This window comes from Pseudomonas sp. PDM04 (assembly GCF_014851765.1).
Taxonomy (GTDB): Bacteria; Pseudomonadota; Gammaproteobacteria; order Pseudomonadales; family Pseudomonadaceae; genus Aquipseudomonas.
Map to the genome: position 1 here is coordinate 1 of NZ_JACVAI010000005.1, position 24,869 is coordinate 24,869.

The 24,869-nt window shown below is 61.7% G+C and carries 20 protein-coding genes and 1 rRNA gene; 14 read left to right on the forward strand and 7 right to left on the reverse strand.

All coding sequences use genetic code 11. From position 1 onward, the window contains the following. Positions 1-186: 186 nt before the first annotated feature. Positions 187-302 (forward strand): 5S ribosomal RNA (gene rrf / locus IB249_RS19640). A gap of 96 nt (positions 303-398) precedes the next feature. Here rrf and IB249_RS19645 read toward each other — a convergent pair. From IB249_RS19645 to IB249_RS19665, 5 genes are all read right to left on the reverse strand, one after another. Next, complete coding sequence (locus IB249_RS19645) at positions 399-866, reverse strand: SRPBCC family protein (RefSeq protein ID WP_192307380.1); 468 nt, start codon at positions 864-866, stop codon at positions 399-401. 22 nt (positions 867-888) lie between these two features. After that, positions 889-4,305 carry an amino acid adenylation domain-containing protein gene (locus IB249_RS19650; RefSeq protein ID WP_192307381.1) on the reverse strand — a complete coding sequence of 1,139 codons (3,417 nt, stop codon included), beginning with the start codon at positions 4,303-4,305 and terminating at the stop codon, positions 889-891. A 13-nt stretch (positions 4,306-4,318) separates the two neighbouring features. Next, positions 4,319-5,248, reverse strand: a complete 930-nt coding sequence (locus tag IB249_RS19655; RefSeq protein WP_192307382.1) for a diiron oxygenase — start codon at positions 5,246-5,248, stop codon at positions 4,319-4,321. Beyond that, positions 5,245-6,021, reverse strand: a complete 777-nt coding sequence (locus IB249_RS19660; RefSeq protein WP_192307383.1) for a DUF3050 domain-containing protein — start codon at positions 6,019-6,021, stop codon at positions 5,245-5,247. Before IB249_RS19660 ends, IB249_RS19655 begins: the two co-directional genes overlap by 4 nt. A 652-nt stretch (positions 6,022-6,673) precedes the next feature. After that, positions 6,674-7,378 (reverse strand): GntR family transcriptional regulator, encoded by a 705-nt coding sequence (locus IB249_RS19665; RefSeq protein WP_192307384.1) that lies wholly within the window; start codon positions 7,376-7,378, stop codon positions 6,674-6,676. A 195-nt stretch (positions 7,379-7,573) separates the two neighbouring features. Here IB249_RS19665 and lapG point away from each other — a divergent pair, with 195 nt between their 5' ends. Together lapG and lapD are read left to right on the forward strand one after the other, a co-directional pair. Then, on the forward strand, positions 7,574-8,266 hold the full coding sequence (lapG, locus tag IB249_RS19670; protein WP_192307385.1) for a cysteine protease LapG: 693 nt from the start codon (positions 7,574-7,576) through the stop codon (positions 8,264-8,266). Between the two features lie 14 nt (positions 8,267-8,280). Then, entirely contained in the window at positions 8,281-10,227 is a 1,947-nt protein-coding gene (gene lapD, locus IB249_RS19675; protein ID WP_192307386.1) for a cyclic di-GMP receptor LapD, read from the forward strand. A 4-nt stretch (positions 10,228-10,231) separates the two neighbouring features. Here the strand turns inward: lapD and IB249_RS19680 are convergent, their stop codons facing one another. Beyond that, positions 10,232-10,600: a tryptophan synthase subunit beta gene (locus IB249_RS19680; RefSeq protein WP_192307387.1), complete on the reverse strand. Its 369-nt coding sequence runs from the start codon at positions 10,598-10,600 to the stop codon at positions 10,232-10,234. A gap of 230 nt (positions 10,601-10,830) precedes the next feature. Here IB249_RS19680 and IB249_RS19685 point away from each other — a divergent pair, with 230 nt between their 5' ends. The 11 genes from IB249_RS19685 (at position 10,831) to IB249_RS19735 (ending at position 24,056) form a co-directional block, all read left to right on the forward strand. After that, the gene (locus IB249_RS19685; RefSeq protein ID WP_192307388.1) at positions 10,831-11,718 is read left to right on the forward strand and encodes a TauD/TfdA dioxygenase family protein; all 888 of its coding nucleotides are present in this window, start codon (positions 10,831-10,833) and stop codon (positions 11,716-11,718) included. Between the two features lie 17 nt (positions 11,719-11,735). Beyond that, positions 11,736-12,761 (forward strand): ABC transporter substrate-binding protein, encoded by a 1,026-nt coding sequence (locus tag IB249_RS19690; RefSeq protein ID WP_192307389.1) that lies wholly within the window; start codon positions 11,736-11,738, stop codon positions 12,759-12,761. Positions 12,762-12,766: 5 nt separating this feature from the next. Beyond that, positions 12,767-13,627 carry an ABC transporter ATP-binding protein gene (locus tag IB249_RS19695; RefSeq protein WP_192307390.1) on the forward strand — a complete coding sequence of 287 codons (861 nt, stop codon included), beginning with the start codon at positions 12,767-12,769 and terminating at the stop codon, positions 13,625-13,627. 21 nt (positions 13,628-13,648) lie between these two features. Continuing rightward, positions 13,649-14,515, forward strand: coding sequence for an ABC transporter permease (locus IB249_RS19700; RefSeq protein ID WP_192307391.1), 867 nt, complete (start codon positions 13,649-13,651; stop codon positions 14,513-14,515). 181 nt (positions 14,516-14,696) lie between these two features. Beyond that, positions 14,697-15,614, forward strand: a complete 918-nt coding sequence (locus tag IB249_RS19705; protein WP_192307392.1) for a LysR family transcriptional regulator — start codon at positions 14,697-14,699, stop codon at positions 15,612-15,614. A gap of 215 nt (positions 15,615-15,829) precedes the next feature. Continuing rightward, the gene (locus IB249_RS19710; RefSeq protein WP_192307393.1) at positions 15,830-17,368 is read left to right on the forward strand and encodes an MFS transporter; all 1,539 of its coding nucleotides are present in this window, start codon (positions 15,830-15,832) and stop codon (positions 17,366-17,368) included. Between the two features lie 26 nt (positions 17,369-17,394). Beyond that, on the forward strand, positions 17,395-18,459 hold the full coding sequence (locus tag IB249_RS19715; RefSeq protein WP_192307394.1) for an HlyD family secretion protein: 1,065 nt from the start codon (positions 17,395-17,397) through the stop codon (positions 18,457-18,459). Then, entirely contained in the window at positions 18,456-19,928 is a 1,473-nt protein-coding gene (locus IB249_RS19720) for an efflux transporter outer membrane subunit (protein ID WP_192307395.1), read from the forward strand. Before IB249_RS19715 ends, IB249_RS19720 begins: the two co-directional genes overlap by 4 nt. Positions 19,929-20,029: 101 nt before the next feature. Further along, positions 20,030-20,539 (forward strand): sigma-70 family RNA polymerase sigma factor, encoded by a 510-nt coding sequence (locus tag IB249_RS19725; RefSeq protein WP_192307396.1) that lies wholly within the window; start codon positions 20,030-20,032, stop codon positions 20,537-20,539. Then, complete coding sequence (locus IB249_RS19730; RefSeq protein ID WP_192307397.1) at positions 20,536-21,492, forward strand: FecR domain-containing protein; 957 nt, start codon at positions 20,536-20,538, stop codon at positions 21,490-21,492. Before IB249_RS19725 ends, IB249_RS19730 begins: the two co-directional genes overlap by 4 nt. 98 nt (positions 21,493-21,590) lie before the next feature. Then, complete coding sequence (locus IB249_RS19735) at positions 21,591-24,056, forward strand: TonB-dependent siderophore receptor (protein WP_192307398.1); 2,466 nt, start codon at positions 21,591-21,593, stop codon at positions 24,054-24,056. A gap of 52 nt (positions 24,057-24,108) precedes the next feature. Here the strand turns inward: IB249_RS19735 and IB249_RS19740 are convergent, their stop codons facing one another. Further along, positions 24,109-24,867 (reverse strand): slipin family protein, encoded by a 759-nt coding sequence (locus IB249_RS19740; protein WP_207195643.1) that lies wholly within the window; start codon positions 24,865-24,867, stop codon positions 24,109-24,111. Positions 24,868-24,869: the final 2 nt, after the last annotated feature.

Below are 24,869 nucleotides of genomic sequence, written 5' to 3' on the forward strand. Positions count from 1 at the left end.
CCCGAACTCAGCAGTGAAACGATGCATCGCCGATGGTAGTGTGGGGTTTCCCCATGTGAGAGTAGGTCATCGTCAAGATTAAATTCCGAAACCCCTATCTGCGTATGCAGGTAGGGGTTTTGTTTTTAGTAGAAGTCATTCAATTTCGCTGGCACGTTGCTTCGTAACGGACCGGTCACAGAATTTCTTGACGACCATAGAGCATTGGAACCACCTGATCCCATCCCGAACTCAGCAGTGAAACGATGCATCGCCGATGGTAGTGTGGGGTTTCCCCATGTGAGAGTAGGTCATCGTCAAGATTGAATTCCAAAACCCCTGTTTGCTAACGCAAACAGGGGTTTTGTCTTTTACGGGTCTGAAAAAATGGCGGTATGAAGTGCCGCCGAAGTCACGGGCTACGCAAACCGTTTCAACACATTGTTCATCGCATCATCGGCAAACCCCTGTACGAAGGCCTGGAACCCCGGTAGAGCCTCGGCGCCGCCCTGCTCCGGCTCGGCGATGATGGTCCAGGTCGCCCGGGACTGTTCTCCCTCCAGCGTTTCAACCGTCATCGCCGCCCACAGCCTGGCCACGCCCAAGGTGTTGTAGATCGTGGTCCAGGTCATGTAATGCTCCTGGTCATCCCGCGAGTTGAGCTGTTCGACGACCAGGTTGCCATCCTTGAAGAACTTCTTGCGCAGGCACGAAATGCCTTCGCCAGTCATCTCAATGTGCGATAGCGCCGGGATGAATTGATCGAAGCCGGCAAAGTTACCGACCAGCGCCCAGACTGAGGCAGCGTTTGCCGGGATCTCCATTGACGACACGACGTGGCAGCCTTGAGGGTTCTGGATCAGGGTATCGGGTTGCAGGGTTTTCATGGTTTCGCTCCGCTTGGATGAATCAGATGAAATTGATTTCTTTGAGGTAGTCGCAGCCACGGCGCAGCAGCGCTGGGGATTTTTCCGGGTAATGAGTGCCCATCAGCCGCACACCGGCCTGGGCGTTGTCGTGGCCGATCATGGAGATGTCGCCGATATCCTCTTCGAAGCCGTTCAGGTAGAAGCCGAGCACGCCGAACAACGCGTTATCGCTGTCGACCCGGCCCAATTGCTGCTGCCAGTCGGCGACGCTGACCATGGAGAATTCCCGGCCGGCTTCGCGAAACGACGCGACGTAATCGTCCCAACTCAGCGGTTCGGGGTTATGCAGGTTGAACACCGCTTTTTCCGCGCAATAGCGGCTGGCATGAAAGGCGATGAAACGGGCGAGAAAATCCACGGGCATCAGGTCGAAATTCAAGGCGAACTCCGGCACCTGACCTAGCTGGATCGAGCCCTTGAGCATCAGCATCAAGCGATTTTTATGCGGTTGGCAAACGCCGGTGAGGCTGTTGAAGCTGATATTGCCGGGACGATAGACATTGACCAGAACGCCGCGCTCGCGTGCGCGCTCGAGGATCCGCTCGCCGACCCATTTCGACAGGTTGTAACCGTTCTTGATGTAAATCGGCGGGGTTTGCGCGGCAGGCATTTCGAGTACCCGGCCATCGGCGGAAAGGCTGCTGGAGGCCGACAGTGTCGAGACAAAATTGAAGATCTTTTTACTGCGCCCTTCGCACAGGCGCAGGCACTCGAAGATCGGCTCGACGTTATCCCGCACCAGCGAGCTGTAATCCAGCACGTGATTGACGTTCGCCGCGTTGTGCACCAGGGCACCGAACTCGCGATCCAGCCGCTCGTAAACGCGCGGCTCAAGTCCCAGAGAGGGCCGTGTGATATCTGCCGGGTAGACCCGCACCCGACTCAGGTCAAGGTGCTCCAGGCGGTTTTCCCGCAAGGCCTGAGTGAAACGCTCCGATGCCGTCCGTCCGCCGCCTTCGCGCACCAGACAAGCCACTTCACTTGCGCCCCAGGCCAGCAGGGCTTGGACGATGTGCACGCCGACAAAACTGTTGGCACCGGTCACGATCACCTTGTGCACATCGCCCATGCGGCTGTCTGGCAACGGCTGCACTGAGAGATCGCGAAAGGCGTCGCCAAGCGCCTGTTCGCTCAATACCTCTTCGGTGCCGGAGCCGCGCACCAGCGTTGCCAGTTTTGCGATGGTCGGCAGTTCGATGAAGCGGTTGATCGAAATGCTGCGGCCGAAGGTTTCCCGCAGCTTCAACAGCATGCGTGACAGGAGGATCGAGTGGCCGCCCAGATTGAAGAAGCTTTCGTCGGTGGAGATGTCACGGGCGGGAAGCTCCAGCAATTCGGCCCAAATCTCCAGCAGCACGGCTTCATCCGCGCTGGCCGGCAAGCGCAGCGACGGGTTATCGCTGAGGCTCACCGGTATTTCCAGCAGTGCCTTGCGGTCAACCTTGCCGTTGCTGGCGAACGGCATGCCGGTCAGCTCGGTCCAGGCGCAGGGCTGCATGTAGTCCGGCAGTCGCTGGCTGGCATGGTTTTTCAACGCGTCGCGGGCAGCCCCGGGCCGGGTTTCCTGAGGCTGGGCGAGGAACGCCAGGATCCGCCGCTGACTGTCGATGACCACCGCGACCTGGCGGTACAGTTGGCTGTCGCGCAGGCAGCGTTCGATCTCTTCGGGCTCGACCCGGAATCCGCGAATTTTCACCTGATTGTCCCGGCGCCCGCACAACTCGATGCCGGCGTCCGTCCACTTCGCCATGTCACCAGTGCGATAGGCGCGCAGGGTCTGCCCGCCCGGCAGGTCCAGTTGCAGGTAGCGTTCGGCGGTCTGCTGCGTATTGTTGAGGTATCCCAGGCATACGCCCGGCCCGACGATGTACAGCTCACCAACGGTCTGTTCGGCCACTGGTTGCAGGTCCTCGTCGAGAATCAGCACCTGGCTATTGGCGATCGGCGCACCGAGCGAGCGATTGCTGTCGCCAGCGCGCAGTCGTCGGGCGGTGATCAGTACCGTGGCTTCGGTCGGACCGTAGAGGTTGTAGAGGTTGCCCTGCCGGGTGAGCTGTTCGATGACCCAGGGCTCGCAGACATCACCACCGGTCATCACGTGTGCCAGGCACTGCAGTTGCTCCAGGGGCAGAATGCTTAGCAGGGCCGGAGGCAAAAACCCATGGCTGAGCTGTTGATGACGGATCAGCTCCACCAGTTGCAGAGGGTCACGCCGCTGGTCGTCGCTGGGCACGACCAGCCTGGCGCCTTGCAGCAGGGTCGGGAAGATGTCGATCAGCGAAGAGTCGAAACTCAGCGACGAGAACTGCAACGCGCAGCTGTGTTCGGTCAGTTGCACATAGTCGGCGTACCACGCCGTGAAGTGCGCCAGATTCGCCTGACTGAGCAGCACGCCCTTGGGCTGGCCGGTAGTGCCCGAGGTGTAGAGCGCCATGCACGGCGCCTCGAGAGCGGGGCGGCGACACATCAGCGGCTGGTCGAGGTCCACGTGTTCGAGGTCGAGCGCGCAGATGTCCAGGTTGGGCATCCGGTCTGCGAGCGGGTGCTGACCGTCATGCAACAACAGCACGGCGCCGGCGTCCGACAGAATGTACTGCTGACGCTGCACGGGATGGCTCGGCTCCAACGGCAGGTACACCGCGCCGCAGCCGAGAATCGCCAGGATCCCTGCGTACAATGCGCTGCATTTGGACAGGCAGATGCCGACCACCCAGGGCTGGTCGTGCGCCTCGAGCAATGGCTGCAGTCGCTGGGCAATGGCGCGGCTGCGCGCATGCAATTCGCCATAGCTCAGGGATGTGCCGGCGATGCAGAGTGCCGGCCTGCTGGCGGACTGGATCAACCGCTGCTCCAGACGCTCGATCATCGGGATCTGTGCGAGTTGCTGCAAGCGCTCGTCGGCGGTTGCGTTGAGCCGATGGACGTAGGCGAGGCGCTCCAGAAACAACAGGCTTTGCACGTGCTCGAAATGCACCGGGTCCGCCGGTTCGGCGCGCAAAAAATAGTCTGCATCCCGGGAGAAGCGACTGACCAGCAATGCGACATGGTCCACTATTTGCGCCATGGCTCGCCGGCGCAGTGCCTGGCCGTTGCCGGAGGGCTCGTCGGCCACCGGCAGGCGCGTCAGCTGCGTTGAGCCCAGCAGGCAAAGCAGGTCCAGGGGCGGAAGCCCGGAGGCGCCTACCACTCCGAGTCCCAGGCGTAGTGTCAGGCGCGGTGTAAGGCCCGGCAGTTCAAGCGCCAGGCTGGCGTCGTCGATCAGCAGATCGAAATTGCCTGCCGGTCGCAGGCCGGGGTCCTTCAGACATGTCAGTGAATGGCCGTGTTGTTCGAGCTCCAGCGCTACCTCGGTCAACGCCAGGCTGCGGCCAATGAGCAAAATGTCGAGACGTCTCATGATGTGCTCCTCGTTAAACCAGGTAGTCGCTCAAGGCGGCTTGAACGCACGGCGCATCGAGCAATGAACTGTTGTGGAAAAAGCGCACGATGTTGGCGACCAGCGGGTGATGGCGGTTGATCGGGAAGGCCAGGCCGGAGACTTCGTGCTTGAGCGCCTGACGCGCGGTCTCGCTGATCCGCAAGGCGTCGATCAGGCGGAAGTCGAAGGATTTCTGGATGTCGTTGGTCAGGTAATGGCCGATGAACACCGGCAGGATCCGTGCGATGCACTGCCGGTCTTCCTCACTCGCGGTGTGCCAGTAAATGCGCACCAAGCGGGCCCAGAAGCCGGAGTGTCGGCCCTCGTCGAGCAAGTGATCGGCCATCAGTCCCTTGATCGATTGCTTGACGCTGTCGTCCTTGGCGAACGCTGCGACATCACCGGTCACGGTGTTCTCGGCGATGGCCACGCAGATCAGCTCCACGGCCGCGCGCAGAGGCTCCGGCGCCAGCGCGATCGCCGCCGGAATCGCCCGGCTCAGCTCGATTTCATTGGGCAGTTCGATGGGAGTGATGCCCGTCAAGGCGATGGTCTGCTGCAAGAAGTCCATCGCCACCAAGGCGTGGTAATCCTCGTCGACCACCACGGTCATGGCGTCGTAGCGACAGGCAAACGGGAACGGAACGGCAAAGCGATTCTTGGCGATGCTGCGGGCGGTTTTGTCGACGATCTCGGTTTCGAAAATCACCACATCGTTGATGAACTTGTAGAGCGTCTGCACCAGTGCGAAATCCCGTTGCTCCGGGCATTCGCGCACAAAGGTCTCACTGAGCACCAATGGCTGACGGCTGAGCGGGTAGATCAGTTTGTCGTCGTTCTCCAGCATGCGACGCGGGCGGGTACGGATGGTTGCGCGGCTTTCCCAGGCATCGGCGAAGGATTGATAGTCGGCGGCGTTCATGCGTTCACCTCCGCCATCGGTTCGCCCATGCTCAGGCGCAGGCCGTCCCACAGGGCAATGCGGCTTTCCACGGCGGCAAGGGCGCTGGCATACACGTCTTCTTCCCGTTGCGGGTCGCCATCGACCAGCCGCGCCAGGAGTTTTTCCGCTGCCGGGCCGTGGTCTTCGGAGTCGACCTCGATATGCCGCTCCAGGTAATAGCGAAAGGTTGGCGCCTGGTCGATGCCGATGCCCCAGTCGTCAAGAATGCGCTGGAACATCTGCGGGATGACGCTCTCGCGACCGTGCAGGAATGCCGCCGCTACGCTGTGGCCTGGCGCGTGCAGGGCTGTGTGCAACGTGTGGCGCACGAATTGTGCTGCAGCCGGCTCGATGTCCACGCTTCGTAACGCCACGTCGTAGCTCACGCCCTCCTGTTGCAGTGCCACGAAACGCTCGATGGCGGCCGTGCTGGCGCCCACTTCACGCATGGCGTCGAGGTACAACTCGAAATGACTGTAATGGCCTTGGGCCGGCCGATCATCGGACTCTTCGCCGAGCACTATCTCGTTGATCAGCCGCGCAGCGTGTGGATCCTTCGGTGGCAGCCAGGGCAACTGAACGCAGGTCAGTTCCTGTTGCAGGCGTTTGGTCAGAGACATGAAGTCCCATACGGCAAAAACATGGGACTCCATGAAACGTTGAAGTACCGAAAGAGAATGTATTTCAGAGAAGATAGGGTGCGAACTCAACTCTGTCTTTTTCTGAGCAAGACGTTCTTTAATCGATTTCATGGCGAGCCTATTCGTCAATGTTTTGAATGAAGTGGAATCACTAAGTAACAGTTGCTGCAAGTTTTTGGCTGGCGAACGAGAACAGCAAACGCCTTACGGTGTCAGTGGCGTGCAGGGCACTGACTGGGCGCATTGCAACCAATACTGATGGGTGGCGGAGAAAAACTAATACACGGATTAGTGTCGGGCAAGTAGTTTCTTATTATTTTTAAGTTCAACTTTTTGGGGCGCGAAAAGTTGCACTAAAACTTGGTGAATAAGTTTTATTCGGGCGTAGTTGCTCCTTCCGGCTTATATAAGTCGAAATTGAAATAAAGAGTGAATGCCTCACTCGAGCAACTTTCTAAGGACGATATTTGGTCAGGTTTTTGAGGGGGGAAGATGGCCGGGATGCCAAGGCTTCCTTTTCCCGTGACAAGACTCCTTCCGTAGGTTCTTGATGGGGGGGACGGCGCCGCTCACGCGTCGCTTCGCCCCTTTGTATTTGGTTGGCAGTCCAAGAGTGAGCGTAAATCAAGGCAGCCGCTATCGCCGACGTGTCCTACCGTCAGCGCAGGGATTGAACTCAAGGGAAAATAAGGGCGAGTGCCATCGCAACAGGCACCTGCGGGCAGGCGATACCTGCTCGAACAGTCTGTCGTACGATTTGTTTCTAGGCTTTTCTACTTTGCGTCGTTGGATTTTCGAGGTAGCGGGTGATGACATCGACGCCGCGATTGAGGTGGTGTCCGAGCAACTTGACCGTGCGCTCGATATCTCGGTCATGTGCCGCGTGCAGCAACGCCCGGTGATCGTCCTGGGACAGTTTGCCCAGGCCCATGGCTTCCAGGTTGAAACGCAGGAAGCGTTCTTCTTCGTTCAGGCCTTCTTCGATTAGTTTCAATAATCGATGATTGGGCGCCTTGCTGTAGAGCGTCATGTGAAACAGGCGGTTGAGCCGGCCGATCTCGGTGTAGTTGTGCTCTGTTTCCAGCTCGTCGATATAGTGGGCCGCCTGCTCGAAGTCCTCGGTAGTCAGCAGCGGAATCGACAGGCGCAGGGCTTCGGACTCCAGCAGGATACGCAGCGCATAGGTTTCGGCTGCATCCCCTTGAACCAGTGGCGCGACAACCGCGCCTTTGTGGGCGATGACATTGAGCAGCCCTTGGGCTTCCAGCTGGCGCAGCGCTTCTCGCACCGGCATGCGGCTGACGCCGAACAGATCAGCCAGGTCCTGCTGGCGAAGTGCTGTGCCACACGGGATACGACCGTCGAGGATGGCAGCGCGCAAGGTTTTCTCGATGACGGAACGGGCCACGTAGGCGGGAATCGGCCCGTTGACCCTGATGCTGTTGAGAGGGTTGGGTTTTTGTGTCACTACAACGCACCCTGATGACTGAGAAATTGGATCCAAACTGACACTAGTGACTGCCCCGCAGGTTGTCAAACGTGCAAGTTAAACAACGTGTACAAGAAGCTTAGCGCGCTCTTGGCGATCTCATCGTGCCATTGTCTTTTAACCGGCTAACCTTCACCATCAATCGATTCCACCTGCCTACATGGATGCCTCGCATTGGCGGTATGTTTCGCGACCCCCCGGACATTACGCTGGCTATGCGGCGCGTTGCTGCTGGCCGGTTTCCTGTCGGGTGGCTTGCATGCCGACTGGGATTTTTCCCTGATCAGCCGCAAGGCGCAGGCATTGTACGGACCTTTGGGCGCGGGTCAGCAACGAATTGACGCCTGGCAGCAGCTGTTGGCCACCCAGAAGCAGGTCAGCGAGCAGGATAAGCTCAAGGTGGTCAACCTGTTCTTCAACCGGCAGATGCGTTACGAAGAGGACATCGACCTGTGGCACACGGTCGATTACTGGGAAACGCCGATCGAGGCCTTGTGGAAGGGCGCCGGGGATTGTGAAGACTATGCCATCGCAAAATATTTCAGCCTGCGCCACCTCGGCGTTCCCAGCGACAAGCTGCGCATCACCTACGTCAAGGCCTTGACCCTGAACCGCGCGCACATGGTGCTGACGTACTACGCCAGCCCCGATGCCGTGCCGTTGGTGCTCGACAGCCTGATCGACGCCATCAAACCTGCCAGCCAACGAACGGACCTGCTGCCCGTCTACGCTTTCAATGCCGAGGGGGTGTGGTTGCCGGGTGCCAAGGGCAATACGAGAGTCAGCGACACCAAACGCTTGTCCCGCTGGCAGGATGTTCTGAAGAAAATGCAGGCCGAAGGTTTTCCGGTCGAGCCGACTAATTAGGAGCACGCGCTCAGATGTCTTTGTTCAAACAGCTGTTGATCGCAATCTGTCTGTTCCTGGTGGTCGCCTTTACCGGCAGCTTCATGGTCAGCCTGGAAAGTTCACGCACCCAGTACGTCAACCAGTTGCGCTCCCATGCACAGGACGCGGCGACGGCACTGGCGCTGTCGTTGACCCCGAACATCGACGATCCGGCGATGGTCGAGCTATTGGTCAGCTCGATTTTCGACAGCGGCTATTACGCGAGCATCCGCGTTGTCGACCTGTCGAATGACCAGACGCTGGTGGAGCGCAGCGGCAGCCCGGCGGTGAGCAATGTGCCGGACTGGTTCGTGAAGCTGATCGGCCTCGAACCGGCAGGCGGCGACGCGATCGTCAGTCGTGGCTGGGAGCAGGCGGCGCGGGTCGAGGTGGTCAGCCATCCGATGTTCGCCATCGCCAAGCTGTGGCAAAGCGCGCTGGGCAGCCTCGGCTGGCTGCTGCTCTGCGGCGCGGTCAGTGCGGCGCTGGGTGCCTTGCTGCTGCGCCGGCAACTGAAACCGCTGGACTACATGGTCCAGCAATCCCACGCCATTGCCCGTCGGGAATTCCTCAGCCTGCCCGACCTGCCGCGCACCCCGGAATTGCGTCGTGTGGTCCAGGCCATGAACCAGATGGTCGAGAAGCTCAAGGCGTTGTTTCAGGAGCAGGCCGAGCGCAGCGAAAAATTGCGCGACGAGTCCTATCAGGATGCGTTGACCGGGTTGGCCAACCGGCGCTATTTCGAGATGCAACTGAATGCCCGAGTGAGCAACCCGGAGCTGGCGAGTTCGGGTTACCTGCTGCTGTTGCGGGTCAAGGATCTGGCCGGGCTGAACCAGCGCCTGGGTGGCCAGCACACCGACGAGTTGCTCAAGGCTGTCGGCCAGCAACTCTTGCGCGAGTGTGCCAGGTACCCGGAGACGCTGAATATGGTGACGCGGGTCCGTGGGGGGGAATTTGCCGTGCTGGCGCCAGGTCTGGTGCACGCCGAAGCGCTGCAACTGGCGCAACACCTGGACCTGGCCCTGACCAGCCTGCATGCGACGGGTGCCACCGACGTGGCGGCGGTGGCGTACATCGGTCTGGCGCCGTTCAAGTTTGGCGACTCACCGCAAGCGGTGCTTGGCCTGGCCGATCAGGCACTCGCCCAGGCCGAAGGCCAGGGCGATTCGCGGTGGGTCTGCCTGGATCACAGCGCGCCCTCCACCCTTGGCGATGACCATCATGCCTGGCACCGCTTGCTCGATCAGGCGCTGAACCAGCGGCGGTTCGAGCTGTATTTCCAACCGGTGGTCGCCAGCCAGGACACCGCGCTGGTGCTGCATTACAAGGTGCTGTCGCGACTGATCGACGAACAGGGCCAGGCCATTCCTGCGGGCCGCTTCCTGCCGTGGCTCGAGCGTTTCGGCTGGGCCGCGCGCCTGGATCGCCTGATGCTGGAGCAGGTGATCGAGCAAATGCCTGCCCATCAGGCCTCCCTGGCGTTGAACCTGTCTTCGGCGACGCTGACCCATCCCCAGGCATTGGGCAAGGTCCTGGATATTCTGCGCGCACACTCCAACCTTGGCTCACGGCTGGTCCTGGAAATCGGCGAGGAACAACTGCCTGAGCAGGCGAAGCTGGAAGACCTGATGCGACGCCTGCGCGAGATCGGTTTCTCGCTGGGGCTGCAACACTTTGGCGGCCGTTTCAGCATGATCGGCAACCTGGCGCGGCTGGGCCTGGCGTACCTGAAGATCGATGGCGTGTATATCCGCGCCATTGATCGGGAGAGCGACAAGCGTCTGTTCATCGAGGCGATACAGCGGGCGGCGCACAGCATCGACCTGCCGCTGATTGCCGAGCGGGTCGAGACCGAAGGGGAGCTGGCGGTGATTCGCGAGATGGATATCTTTGGCGTGCAGGGGCAGTTGGTGGGTGAGCCCAGGCCCTGGCAATAACGCTTTAAATCAAGCCGACCTCATCGTCGTCATCCACCAGGTGACTCAACCCACCCAGCGCTTCCCGCGCCTGGGAGCGGTCCATGAGCTTGGCCTGGGCGGCGGCCGGCAGGTCGGTGACGCGGATCACGCCTTTATCGGTCAGTACCTGAATCAGGTCGTCGAGTACCCGGATCATGTCCAGGTCACTCTGTTTCAACTGCTTGAGCTGTTTGATCTGCTGCAATTGTTTGTGGCTGGTGGCCATGACTTCGCTGGCGAACCATTCCTGCAGGTCAGGGTGATCGGCCGGCAGGGTCTCAGTGGACCCTGCGTACGCCTCGGCCTCCACGCGCGTCAATTGGCCGTCTGTATTGCGTTGCACGTAGAACATCGAGCGTCCCTCAACTGTTGAGCAGCGTCATCCTGTCAGCAGCATAGGCGAAATAAGCCATATGATTATTCGCTAACGGTATTTAAATTCACGTTCTTATACCTATAAAGTCAACCACCTGCGTACCTGCCGACCAATCGGCGCGCCGCACGACACGAACCAACACGGGACATCCGTGAGTTTCTGATCGACGTGCGCGCCCTGAGCGTGCCGTGCGTGGGAGTGATTTTATGTCTGTCGTCTCTGCAACCCGAAACATCGCACCGCAAACCTTCGAGATCCGCCCATTCGACGGCGTCGTCGGTGCCGAAATCATCGGCCTCGACCTGTCCCGGCCGATCAATGACCAGGATTTCGCCCGTATCCATCGCGCGCACCTGGATCATCATGTCGTGGTGTTCCGCGACCAGCGCATTACTCCCGAACAACAGATCGACTTCAGCCGCCGTTTTGGCGTGTTGCAGATCCATGTGCTCAAGCAATTCCTGCTGGCCGGGCACCCGGAAATCCTGATCGTCTCCAACATCATCGAAAACGGCCAGTCCATCGGCCTTGGCGACGCCGGCAAGTTCTGGCATTCCGACCTTTCCTACAAGGAACTGCCCAGCCTGGGCTCGATGCTGCATGCCCAGGAGCTGCCGTCCGAAGGCGGCGATACCCTGTTCGCCGACATGCACAAAGCCTGGGACGACCTGCCTGAAGCGCTGCGCAAGGCCGTCGAAGGGCGTTCGGCGGCACATTCCTACACGGCACGCTACAGCGAGACCAAGTTCGAAGGCAATTGGCGCCCGACCCTGACGCCGGAACAACTGGCCCAGGTGGCCGAAGTCATTCATCCGGTCGTACGCACACACCCGGAAAACGGCCGCAAGGCGCTGTTTGTCAGTGAGGGGTTTACTACGCGGATCGTCGGTCTGCCGGACGACGAGAGCAAGCAATTGCTCGATGAACTCTATGCCCACAGCGTGTTGCCGCAAAACATCTACCGCCATCAATGGCAGCCCCACGACCTGGTGTTCTGGGACAACCGCTCGTTGATCCACCTGGCCACCGGATGCCCGAGCCACCTGCGCCGCAAGCTGTATCGCACCACCATCCAGGGCGATGCGCCTTACTGATTTCTTGGAGTACGACCATGTCCAAACGTCTTCCATTCGCGCCGCTGGCTGCGGCTATCGGCCTGGGTTTGAGCCTGATCGCTGGCAGCCTGGTGGCGCCGCCCGTGGCCCACGCCGAAGGTGAAATCCGCATCGCCGAGCAGTTCGGCATCGTTTATCTGCTGCTCAACGTGGTGCGCGATCAGAACCTGATCGAGAAGTACGGCAAGCAGGAAGGCATCGACATCAAGGTCGACTGGACACAGCTCTCCGGCGGGGCGGCGGTCAACGATGCGTTGCTCTCGGGGTCGATCGACATCGCCGGCGCCGGTGTCGGGCCGCTCCTGACCATCTGGGATCGCACCCACGGCAAGCAGAACGTCAAGGCTGTCGCTTCACTTGGCAACTTCCCTTACTACCTGGTGAGCAACAATCCCAAGGTCAAGACCATCGCCGATTTCACCGAGAAGGACCGCATTGCCGTGCCGGCGGTGGGCGTATCGGTGCAGTCGCGCTTCCTGCAATACGCGGCGGCCAAACAATGGGGCGACAAGGAATTCAATCGCCTGGACAAATACACCCTCGCCGTACCCCATCCCGATGCCACGGCAGCGCTGATTGCCGGCGGCACCGAGTTGACCGGGCATTTCTCCAATCCGCCCTTCCAGGACCAGGCACTGGCCAACCCGGACGTGCACGTGGTGCTGAACACCTATGACCTGCTCGGCCCGAACTCGCCGACGGTGCTGTTCGCCACGGAGAAATTCCGCAATGAGAACCCGAAAACCTACAAGGCGTTCGTCGAGGCACTGACCGAAGCCGCGCAATTTGCCCAGAACGACAAAGGCGCTGCCGCCGACACGTACATCCGCGTGACCAAGGCGAAAATCGACCGCGCCGCGCTGCTGAAAATCATCGACAACCCGCAGTTCGAGTTCAGTGTCACGCCGAAAAATACCTACCCGCTCGCCGAATTCCTCTACCGCGTCGGCGCGATCAAAAACAAACCGGACTCGTGGAAGGATTACTTCTTCCAGGACGCCAAACCGCTACAAGGGAGCTGATCGACATGAACGCCCCATTGCCAGGCCACACGGTCAGCAAACCGAACGCCACCGCCCAGGCACTGTTGTCGGTGGATAACGTCAGCCTCGAATACCGCACGCCCCAGCGGGTGGTTCGGGCGACCCATCAGGTCAGTTTCGAGATCGATCCGGCGGACCGCTTTGTCCTGCTGGGTCCCTCCGGCTGCGGCAAGTCGACCTTGCTCAAGGCCGCCGCCGGATTCATCCAGCCCGTCGAGGGCGAGATCCGCCTGCAAGGCCAGCGGGTCGAGGCCCCGGGGCCGGACCGGATCGTGGTGTTCCAGGAGTTCGACCAACTGCCCCCCTGGAAGACCGTCAAGCAGAACGTGATGTTCCCGTTGCTGGCGTCGAAAACCCTCAAGCGAAAAGAAGCCGAAGAGCGGGCGCTGCACTACCTGGAAAAGGTCGGGCTGACGGCGTTTGCCGATGCCTATCCCCACACCCTTTCGGGCGGCATGAAGGCGCGCGTGGCCATCGCCCGGGCGTTGGCGATGCAACCGAAAATCCTGCTCATGGACGAGCCTTTCGCCGCCCTCGATGCGCTGACCCGGCGCAAGATGCAGGAAGAACTGCTGCTGCTCTGGGAAGAAGTGCGCTTCACGTTGCTGTTTGTCACGCACTCCATCGAAGAGGCGCTGGTGGTGGGCAATCGCATCCTGCTGCTGTCGCCGCATCCGGGGCGGGTACGGGCTGAGGTCCACAGCCATCAATACGATTTGCACAGCCTGGGCGGCGTGGCGTTTCAGGAATCGGCGCGACGGATTCATCGCTTGTTGTTCGATGAGGGCCAGTCACCGGAAACCGAGCGTGAGCTGGATTTCGCCGATATCCGCATCGCTTATTGAGCCAGTTGAGAGGAGGGCCCGATGAGCCATTTATCATCCCCGCGTGAAGAATTCGAAACCGTCCTGCCGGTGCTGACCAATGTGTCGCTGGAGCGTGAACTGCCGTTTGGCCAACGCCTGTGGCAACAGGGCTGGATCCGCAAGGGCCTGATCCTGATTGTGCTCGCGCTGGTGTGGGAAGCCATCGCCCGTTATCAGAACAATGACCTGCTGTTGCCCAGCTTCGTGCAGACCGCTCAGGCGCTGTATGCCGGGTTGGTCAGTGGCGAGTTGCTGGGCAAGGTGTGGATTTCCCTGGTGGTGCTGGTCAAGGGTTACCTGATCGGGATCGTCCTTGCGTTCGCCCTGACCACGCTGGCGGTGTCGACCCAATTGGGCCGCGACCTGCTGAGCACGCTGACGTCGATGTTCAACCCGTTGCCGGCGATTGCCCTGTTGCCGCTGGCGCTGCTGTGGTTCGGGCTGGGGCAGAACAGCCTGATTTTCGTGCTGGTGCATTCCGTTCTGTGGGCCTTGGCGCTCAATACCTACGCCGGGTTTCTCGGGGTCTCGGAAACCTTGCGCATGGCCGGGCGCAACTACGGCCTCAAGGGCATGCGCTTTGTGCTGTTCATCCTGATTCCGGCGGCGTTGCCGTCGATCCTTGCCGGGCTGAAGATCGGCTGGGCGTTTGCCTGGCGCACCTTGATTGCGGCGGAGCTGGTGTTTGGCGCCACCAGCGGCAAGGGTGGGTTGGGCTGGTACATCTTCCAGAACCGCAACGAGCTTTATACCGACAAGGTGTTCGCCGGGCTGGCGGTGGTGATTCTGATCGGCTTGTTGGTGGAGAACCTGGTGTTCGACACCCTGGAGCGGGTGACGGTCAAGCGCTGGGGGATGCAGCGGTAATGTATGGCATACGGGCTGGACTCTTCGCGAGCAGGCTCGCTTCCACAGTGGTTTTTTGAGCGGTACATCATCGGTGGGAGCGGGCTTGCCCGCGAAGGGGACGGATCTGCCACTGCATCGCTCCAGTCAAGTTTGCTAGCATTGCGTCTGAGTCACGCCCCATCAGCCACGAGTGCTCAGCATGCAGCTCCCGGACATGAACCTTCTGGTCGCCCTCGACGCCCTGCTCGATGAGGGCAGCGTGGTGGGAGCCGCGCGGCGGATGCACCTCAGCCCGGCGGCGATGAGCCGGACGCTGACGCGCATTCGCGAGGCCATTGGCGATCCGATTCTGGTCCGGGCCGGGCGTGGACTGGTGCCGACGCCCAAGGCCCTGGAGTTGCGCGAACAGGTGCGTGAACTGGTCGAACAAGCCGCACAGCTGTTTCACTCGGCGCGGGTACTGGAGCTGGGAAGTCTGCGGCGACGTTTCAGCATTCGGGCCAACGACTTCTTCGTCGGCGTCTACGGCGGCAAGCTGTTCGACACTCTGGAGCGCCAGGCACCGCATTGCGAGCTGCGCTTCGTTCCCGAAGGCGATAGCGACGATGAGGCATTGCGCGAGGGGCGCATCGACCTTAGCGTCAGCAACAACCGTCCGCTGATGCCGGAAGTGAAGGTGCAAAATCTGTTCACCACGCAATTCGTCGGGCTGGTGCGCGAAGACCACCCGTTGCTGGACGAAGAGATCACGGCCGAGCGGTTTTCCGGTTTTTCCCACGTCAGTGTGTCTCGGCGGGGCATCGCTCGTGGGCCGATCGATACCGCGCTCAATGCCTTGGGGCTGGAACGCCGGGTGGCGGTGATTGCGCCGAGTTTCCATGCGGCGATGTTTGCCCTGCCGGATTCCGACCTGATTTTGCCGGTGCCCAGGGAAACGCTGTCGAGCGTACGCCGTCTCGGCCTGAAACTGCGTTCTTTCACCTTGCCGCTGCCGCTGCCCACCCTGGTGCTGACACAAGCCTGGCATCCGCGATTCGACAATGATCCGGTGCACCGCTGGCTGCGTGAAACGGTGAAGGCCTGCTGCGGGGAAACCTGGCAGGCTGCCCAGCCCTGAGGGGGAGTATGGCCATTAATACCTATGGATGGTGTTGCGCCTGACCCGCCGATGTTAGTTTTTTCCTCACCGTTTGCCTGCGACCGCCTGCCCGGCAGCGCGCGTAACGTCATTCCATGATTGCGCCTGACGCACTTATAAATTGCCAATAAGTCAGTTTTCGTCAGCGATTGGCGTTCGTAAACTGCCCGCCTATTTTTCCGGAGTTTGAACCGATGACCTCCCTGACGGCCTCGGGGTCCCTGGCCGCGCCTATGCCTGCGCCAGCCGCCGTGGCCACGCCATTTGGCCCTCGGATCATCATTGGCCTGGTGGGCGTGCTGCTGGCGGTGCTGGTGTCAGGCCTCAACGAGATGGTGACCAAGGTCGCCCTCGCCGACATACGCGGCGCCCTGGCCATCGGCTACGACGAAGGCACCTGGCTGGTCGCCAGTTACACCGCGACCTCGGTGGCTGCGATGGCGTTTGCGCCCTGGTGTGCGGTGACGTTTTCGTTGCGCCGCTTCACCCTCTGGGCCATCGGCCTCTTCACGCTGCTCGGCGTGCTCAGCCCCTTCGCCCCGAACTACGAATGCCTGCTGCTGATGCGCATCCTGCAAGGCCTGGCAGGCGGCGCGTTGCCGCCGATGCTGATGACCGTGGCGCTGCGTTTCCTGCCGGCCAACGTCAAGCTGTATGGCCTGGCCGGTTATGCCCTGACGGCGACGTTCGGCCCCGGGCTCGGGACGCCGCTGGCCGGCCTGTGGACCGAGCATGTCGGGTGGCAATGGACGTTCTGGCAGATCGTCGCGCCCTGCCTGATCGCCATGGTCGCGGTGGCCTACGGCTTGCCCCAGGATCCGGTGCGCCTGGAGCGCTTCAAGCAGTTCAACTGGCGCGGCGTGCTGCTGGGGTTTCCGGCGATCTGCATGCTGGTGATCGGCGTTTTGCAGGGCAATCGGCTGGACTGGTTCGAATCGAGCCTGATCAGCGCTCTGCTCGGCGGCGGGTTGCTGTTGCTGGTGCTGTTCCTGATCAATGAGTGGTCGCAACCGATTCCGTTTTTCAAGATACAGATGCTCGGCATCCGCAACCTGTCGTTCGCCTTGCTGACGCTGGCCGGGGTGCTGGTGATCCTGACGTCGGTGATCATTCTGCCGTCCAGCTACCTGGCGCAGGTCCAGGGTTATCGCCCGGTGCAGACCGCGCCGATCATGTTGATCGCAGCATTGCCGCAGTTGGTGGCGCTGCCGCTGGTGGCGGCGCTGTGCAACCTGCGTTGGGTGGATTGTCGCTGGGTGCTGGGGATCGGCCTGAGCATGCTGGCGCTGTCGTGTCTGGGCGGTTCGCAGCTGACGTCGGTGTGGATTCGCGACGATTTCTATGGGCTGCAACTGCTGCAGATTTTCGGGCAACCGATGGCGGTGCTGCCTCTTTTGATGCTCTCCACCGGCAGCATCACGCCGATGCAGGGACCGTTCGCCTCGGCCTGGTTCAACACCGTAAAGGGCCTGGCGTCGGTGATCGCCACCGGGGTGATCGAGGTGCTGACCACCTCGCGACTGCACTTTCATTCGACCATGTTGGTGGACCGCCTCGGCAATTCGCCGCTGGCCGACGGCGACAGCGCGGGCCTTGCCCATCGGCTGCACGAGCAGGCCGTGGTGCTGACCGCCTCGGACCTCTACCTGTGCATGGCCGGTGTCGCCCTGGTGCTGATCCTGCTGATTTTCTGGCTGCCGACGCGGATGTATCCACCGCGCGCGCCGACTTGAATGCTCTCTTGAAACTGAAGGTTTTTATGACGACTCAATCGAAGCAAAAAGTGGCCATCGCGGTCGCCGCCGCGGTGGCGGTTGGCGTACTGATCTACTGGCTGGCGCCGGGGCTGTTTGGCAAACGCACCCAGCAGACCACCAACGATGCCTTTGTCTCCGCCGATTACACCCTGGTGGTGCCGCGCGTCGCCGGGTTCATCAAGGAGGTGTACGTCGAGGACAACCAGCAGGTCAAAGCCGGGCAATTACTGGCACTGATCGATGACCGGGACCTGCGTGCCGCCGCCCAGGCGGCCGACGCCGAAACACTGGTGGCGCGGGCGCAGTTGCAGAACACCCGGGCGACCCTGGAGCGGCAGGTGTCGGTGATCGCCCAGGCTCAAGCCTCGGTGGTCGCGGCCAAGGCGGAAATGGCGTTCGCCGAGCACGAATTGAAACGCTACGACCACCTGGCCGGCGTGGGCGCGGGCACGGTACAGAATGCTCAGCAAGCCCGTACGCGAATCGAACAGGCCACCGCCAGGCTGGCGAATGCGACCGCCGTGCTGGCGGCGGAACGCAAGCAAGTGGAGATTCTCACGGCCCAGCGCGATGCGGCGGACGGCGGCCTGAAGCGCGCGCAAGCGGCGCTGGAAATCGCCAGCTTCGAGCTGTCCTACACCCGCATCGTCGCGCCGCAGGACGGCATGGTCGGCGAGCGGGCGGTGCGCGTCGGCGCGTACGTCACGCCGGGCAGCAAGCTGCTGGCGGTGGTGCCGCTGGCCCAGGCGTATGTGGTCGCCAACTTTCAGGAAACCCAACTGACCGACGTGCAACCGGGGCAGGACGTGCAGGTGCGCGTGGACAGCCTGGGCGGTGAAGCGCTGACCGGGCGTGTCGAGAGCATCGCACCGGCCACCGGGGTGACCTTCGCCTCGATCAAGCCGGACAACGCCACCGGCAACTTCACCAAGGTGGTGCAGCGCATTCCGGTGAAGATCGTGCTCGAGCCGGGTCAACCCCTGGCGGATCGGCTGCGGGTGGGCATGTCGGTGGAGGCCAGTATCGATACTGCCGATACCGGCCAGCGAGAGGTGGCTCAGCAATGAAGACCTCTGTTGCCTGCTCGCGATGGCGTCGGCCCCCACTCGCCTTGAGTGCCTTGCTCGTCATGAGCCTGACCGCCTGCACCGTCGGCCCGGACTTCCAGAAGCCGCACCCGCAACAGATCGCCGAGTGGTCAAAACCGCCAAGCACCGCCGAGAGCCAGGCCGTCGCCCAGACCATGGACGAACGCTGGTGGGAGGTGTTCCGGGACGCGAAACTGTCAGCCCTGATGCAGCGCGCTTTGACCGACAACCTCGACCTCAAACGTGCCAGCAGCCGCTTGCAGCAAAGCCGTGCGGTGCGCCAGGTGATCACGGCCGAGCGCTACCCCAACACCGCCGCCACGGCCGGTTACGGCCGCAAACGCAACAGCGGCGAAGGCCTGAGCGACCCGTCAGGGCACCAGGGCAACTCGGCCTTCAACCTGTGGGACGCAGGCTTCTCGGCCTCTTGGGAACTGGACTTCTGGGGCCGCGTGCGCCGGGAAACCGAAGCCGCCGACGCGACGCTGGAGATCGCGGAAAACGACCAGCGCGGCGTGTTGTTGTCGGTGCAGGCCGAAACAGCCCAGGACTACATTCAGCTGCGTGGCGTGCAAAGCACCCGGGCCGTCACCGAGCAGAACCTCGACGTTGCGCGCCACAGCCTGAAGCTGTCACGGTTGCGCCTGGCGGAGGGTGTTGCCACCGACCTGGACGTCGCTGAAGCCGCCGCGCAGGTGGCGGCCATCGAGTCGCGCCTGCCGGCGCTGGAGCAGCGCCAGGCGCAATTGATCAACGCCCTGAGCCTGTTGATGGGCGAGCCGCCGCAGGCACTGCAGGCCGAGTTGTCGGCTGATGCGCCGATCCCGCAGACCCCGCGCCAGGTCGCCATCGGCTTGCCGTCGCAATTGGCTGAGCGCCGGCCGGACATTCGCCAGGCCGAAGCTCGACTGCATGCCACCACGGCGAACATCGGCGTGGCCAAGGGCGATTTCTATCCGCGCATTACCCTGTCGGGCAATATCGGCTCACAAGCGATGCAACTGAGCGATTTCGGCTCCTGGGGATCGCGGGCCTTCAGCATCGGCCCGCAACTGAGCTTGCCGTTGTTCGACGGCGGCCGCCTGCGCGGCGTTCTCGATCTGCGCGAGGCCCAGCAGCAGGAGGCCGCGATTGCTTACCAGCAAACCGTGCTGCAGGCCTGGCATGAAATCGACGATCAACTGACGGCGTACAACGCCAGCCAATTGCGCCGCGACAGCCTCGCCGAAGCGGTGCGCCAGAACCAGATCGCCCTGCAAACCGCGAAACAGCAGTACGTCGAAGGGGTGGTGGATTTCGTCAACGTCCTCACCGTGCAGGCCGATTTGCTCGCGACCCAGCAGCAATGGGTCGAGAGTTCGACCGGGGTGTCGCTGGCGATGATCGGGCTGTATAAGGCGCTGGGCGGTGGATGGGAGTCGGTGTACCCGTTGGCGGCGCAACGCTGAGAGCAATTGATCGCCGGGTAACGCCATCGCTGTGAATCGTTTTGCCAGCAGCTGCGTAAAGTGTAATGATAATTGCTATCAATCACGCACGTAGACCTCCCATGGACGCAGCAACTGGCGCCAACGACTCCCTTCATCGTCTTTACCGCGAGAACCATGGCTGGCTGCAAGGCTGGCTGCGCAAGCGCCTGGGCGACCGGGAGCACGCGGCGGACGTGGCCCAGGACACCTTTGTGCGCCTGCTGGTTTCGGGGCGCATGCCCGGTCCGCTGGAAAGCCGCAGCTACCTGACGCAGATCGCCCGCAACCTGGTGATCGACCAGTGGCGCCGCCTGCGCATCGAGCGTGCCTACCTGGAGAGCATCTCGCACCTGGCGGAACCGGAGTCGCCCTCCCTGGAAACCCGGGCGCTGATCCTTGAAACCCTGACGCAAATCGATGCGATGCTCGATCGCATGCCGGACAACGTGCGCCAAGCCTTTTTGCTCTCGCAGTTCGAAGGCTTGAGCTATGCGCAAATCGCCGAACGGCTCGGAGTGACGGTCAGCTCGGTGCAGAAGTACATGACGCGCGCGATCCTGGCCTGTTATCAACTGGTCTACGAATCATGAGTCGCGCCCACGATGCGCCCATCGATCCGGCAATCGTCGAGCAGGCCAGCGAATGGCTGATGCTGCACTGGGGCGGTGATCTGGACGCCGGGAAGCGTCAGGCATTCGCGTTGTGGCAGCAGGCCCATCCAGAGCATCAACGCGCCTGGCAGCGATTGCAGCAACTGCAGCAGACCTTCGGCTCGGTGCCGTCCGAGTGCGCACGGGCGGTGTTGCGGGACAGTCCCGAACCACAGCGTCGCGCCGCGCTGAAGATGCTGGGTTTGTTGCTGGTCGCGGGCGGCAGTGGTTACCTAATGCAAAGCCAGGTGTCCTGGCGCGCCACCTTCGCCGAGCATCGCACCGCCACCGGTGAAATTCGCCACATGACCTTGAGCGATGGCACGCGGCTGGACCTCAACAGCGACAGTGCGGTCGACCTGCGATTTACCGCGCAGGAGCGCCGGATCAAACTGATCAGGGGCGAGGTGCTGCTCACCAGCGGGCACGACCCGGTCCGGCCGTTGATCGTGGAAACCGCCAGTGGCGATGTCCAGGCGCTGGGCACGCGGTTTTCCGTGCGTGAAATGGATGACGGCGCACGTGTCGAACTCTATGAAGGACAGCTGCGGATCAGCCCCCGACAGGGCGCCTCGGTGCTCATGGAAGCCGGCCACAGCCTGTGGTTCAACGCGGGCGGTGCGGGGTCGATGCAACCGGCGAACGTCAACGCCAGCAGTTGGAGCCAGGGTCGACTGGTGGCCGAGCGTCAGCCGCTGGGGCGCTTCCTTGCCGAGCTGGCGCGTTATCGACCAGGTTGGATTCGTTGCGATGAGGCGGCTTCGCAACTGTTGCTGACCGGCGTATTTCCCCTCGACGACACCCAGGCAGTGCTCGCTGCACTCGAACGCACGTTGCCGGTGAAGGTGGAGTCCGTGACCCGTTACTGGGTGACGGTGAAGCGCCGCGTCTGAACTTATAAAAAATTTCAGCAGCGCTTGTCGGTTTTCATGCCCCGTTCGGGATAGCTCTTGAAAGCAAATCAAGAAGCATTCTCATGGGGAGTTCCAGAATGCCACATCGTCCGACACAGAAGATTTTCCCGCTCAATGGCGTCCTGCGCCGTGGTGTATTCGCCACCTTGCTGGCCACCACGCCGCTGTTGCCGAACCTGGCGTTGGCCGACGAGGCCAGCGTGAGTCAGGCGCGGCAGTACAGCATTGCCGCCGGCAACCTCGATCAGGTTCTGAATCGTTTTGCCAGCGAGGCGGGCATTCTGTTGTCGGTGGATGCGCAGCTCACCGAAGGCAAGCGCAGTGCCGGGCTCCAGGGTCGTTTCGACGTGAACCAGGGGCTTGAACGGGTGTTGGCGGGCAGTGGATTGCAGGCCGTCTATGCCCAGGGCGGATGGTCGTTGCAGCCGGTCGCACAAAGCGGTCCGCTGCAATTGGGGGCGACGCGCGTCAGTGCGCCCGAAGCCCGGGAAAACGCCTGGGGCCCGGTCGACGGCATCGTCGCCAAGCGCAGTGCCACCGGGACCAAGACCGATGCGGCGCTGGTGGAAATCCCGCAGACCATCAACGTCGTCACCGCCGCCGAAATCAGCTCGCGCAACGCACAAAGCGTGACCGAAGCCCTGCGCTACACGCCGGGCATCACCGGTGGCGGATTCTCCGACCGGGTGAAGATTTTCGACGAGCCGACCTCGCGCGGGTTCTCGCCCACGCCGCTGTACCTCGATGGTTTGCACCTGCCCTATGGCGGCGGCAGCACCGGGGGCGCGCTACAGATCGAGCCGTACTCGCTGGAGCGCATCGAAGTGCTCAAGGGCCCGGCGTCGGTGCTGTACGGGCAGAACCAGCCGGGTGGGATCGTCAATCTGGTCAGCAAGCGTCCGACCGAAGAAGCCTTGCATCAGGTCAAGTTCGAGGCCGGCAGCTACGATCACAAGAGCGCCGCCATCGACCTCGGTGGCCCGCTCGACGATGAAGGCAAGTTCCTTTACCGCCTGACCGCGTTGGCCAACGACAGCCAGGATGAAATCGACTATGTCAAAGACAAGCGCCAGTTCATTGCCCCGAGTTTCACCTGGCGTCCCAGTGAAGACACCAGCCTGACCCTGTTCGCCCAGTACCAGAAGGACGAGGGGGTGCCCGAAGCCCAAGGCCTTCCGGCCGTCGGCACGCTGTTCGATAACCCCAATGGCAAGATCGACCGCGACCTGTTCCTCGGTGAACCGGGTGTCAATGACTACCACCGCGAGCAGTACGCCTTCGGCTACGAATTTTCCCATCGCCTGAATGACGTCTGGACCCTGAAGCAGAACGCACGTTATGCGCGGGTCAACGACCACTACACCGCGCCCCTGCATGGCTACCGCTTTGTCACCAACCCGATCACCGGGCAGAACGACCAGCGTTACCAGACCCGCTACGGCGTGGACTGGCAACAGGACAACAAGGTCTTCGGTGTGGATAACATCGCCCAGGCCGAATTCGACACCGGCCCGCTCAGTCATACGGCCATCGTCGGTGTGGATTACTACCACTTCAATTCGAAATTCGACGGCCTGTACGACTTCAACCCACCGATCATCGACCTGTTCACGCCGGTCTATGGCCAATCGCTGAATTTCGGCAATAACTATCGTTGGGACAACACGATCACCCAGACCGGCTTGTACGCGCAGGACCAGATCAAGCTCGATCAATGGGTCTTCGTGCTGGGCGGTCGTTACGATTGGGCGAAAACCGATAACAAGCAGCCACTCACCGACGCTCATACCAGCAGCAAGGACGAGAAATTCACCGGCCGTGCCGGGATCGTCTATCTGTTCGATAATGGGGTGGCGCCTTTTGTCAGCTATTCGGAGTCGTTCCTGCCACTCACAGGCACCAACGTGCAGGGCAGTGCGTTCGATCCCTCCACCGGCAAGCAGTACGAGGCCGGCGTGAAGTATCAGCCGCCGGGGCAGAACAGTTTTGTGCAGATTTCCGCGTATGAACTGGAGCAGGAAAACATCCTGACCACTGACCTGGGCAACCCTGGCTTCAACAACCAGAGCGGTGCCATTCGCTCCAAGGGCATCGAGTTCGAGGCCAAGGCAGAGTTGAGCGAATCCTGGGACGTGATCGCTTCGGCGTCGCGCAACGACATCAAGTACACCAAGGACAACGACGGTCGTAAAGGCCGCCACCCGGCGGGCAATCCACCGCTGACCGCCGCCTTGTGGGTCAATTACTTCGTGCGGGGCGACACGCCGCTGGCCGGGATCGGCGCCGGGGTGGGCGCGCGTTATGCCCGCAGCAACTATGGCGACGACTACGAAGGTGCCTTCCAGATTCCGTCCTACACCGTGTACGACGCGAGCCTGACGTATGACCTGGGCATGTCGGCCTTCCGCCTCAAGGGCGTGAAGCTCGCACTGAACGTGAAAAACCTCGCCGACAAGGAATACGTCGCCAGTTGCGTAAGCGAGTGGGATTGCTACTACGGCGATGGCCGCACGGTGGTCTCGAGCCTGAGCTACGACTGGTAATTCATCGGCGGAACAAGGGTGGACGTCGGGGGAATGAGCCTTCCCTCGACGCCTAGGGTTTCGATGACAGGTCCGCCATGCCCTTGAGCAATTCGATCGGCAACGGGAAGACAATGGTCGAACTCTTGTCCCCGGCAATCGAACTCAGAGTCTGCATGTACCGCAACTGCATCGCGCCGGGCTGGCGGCCGAGCATTTCGGCGGCCTGCATGAGTTTTTCCGAGGCCTGCAATTCTCCCTCGGCGTGGATCACCTTGGCCCGGCGCTCCCGTTCGGCCTCGGCCTGTTTGGCGATGGCGCGGACCATCGATTCGTTGAGGTCCACGTGCTTGATCTCGACGTTGGCGACCTTGATGCCCCAGGCATCGGTCTGGGCATCGAGCACCTGTTGGATATCGATGTTCAAGCGTTCGCGTTCGGCCAGCAGCTCATCGAGTTCGTGCTTGCCCAGGACCGCGCGCAGCGTTGTCTGCGCCAGTTGGCTGGTGGCCGCAAGGAAGTCCTCGACCTGGATGATCGCTTTCTGCGGGTCGAGCACGCGGAAGTACAGCACCGCGTTGACCTTCACCGACACGTTGTCGCGGGTGATCACGTCCTGCGGCGGTACATCGAGCACGACGGTGCGCAGGTCGACGCGGACCATTTGCTGCACCACCGGAATCAACAGGATCAGCCCGGGACCTTTGACCTGCCAGAAACGCCCGAGCTGGAACACCACCCCGCGCTCGTATTCGCGCAGGATGCGAAAGGTCGATCCCGCCAGCGCAATCAGCAACAGCAGCAGCGCGGCAAACCCCAGTTGCAGGCCCATGA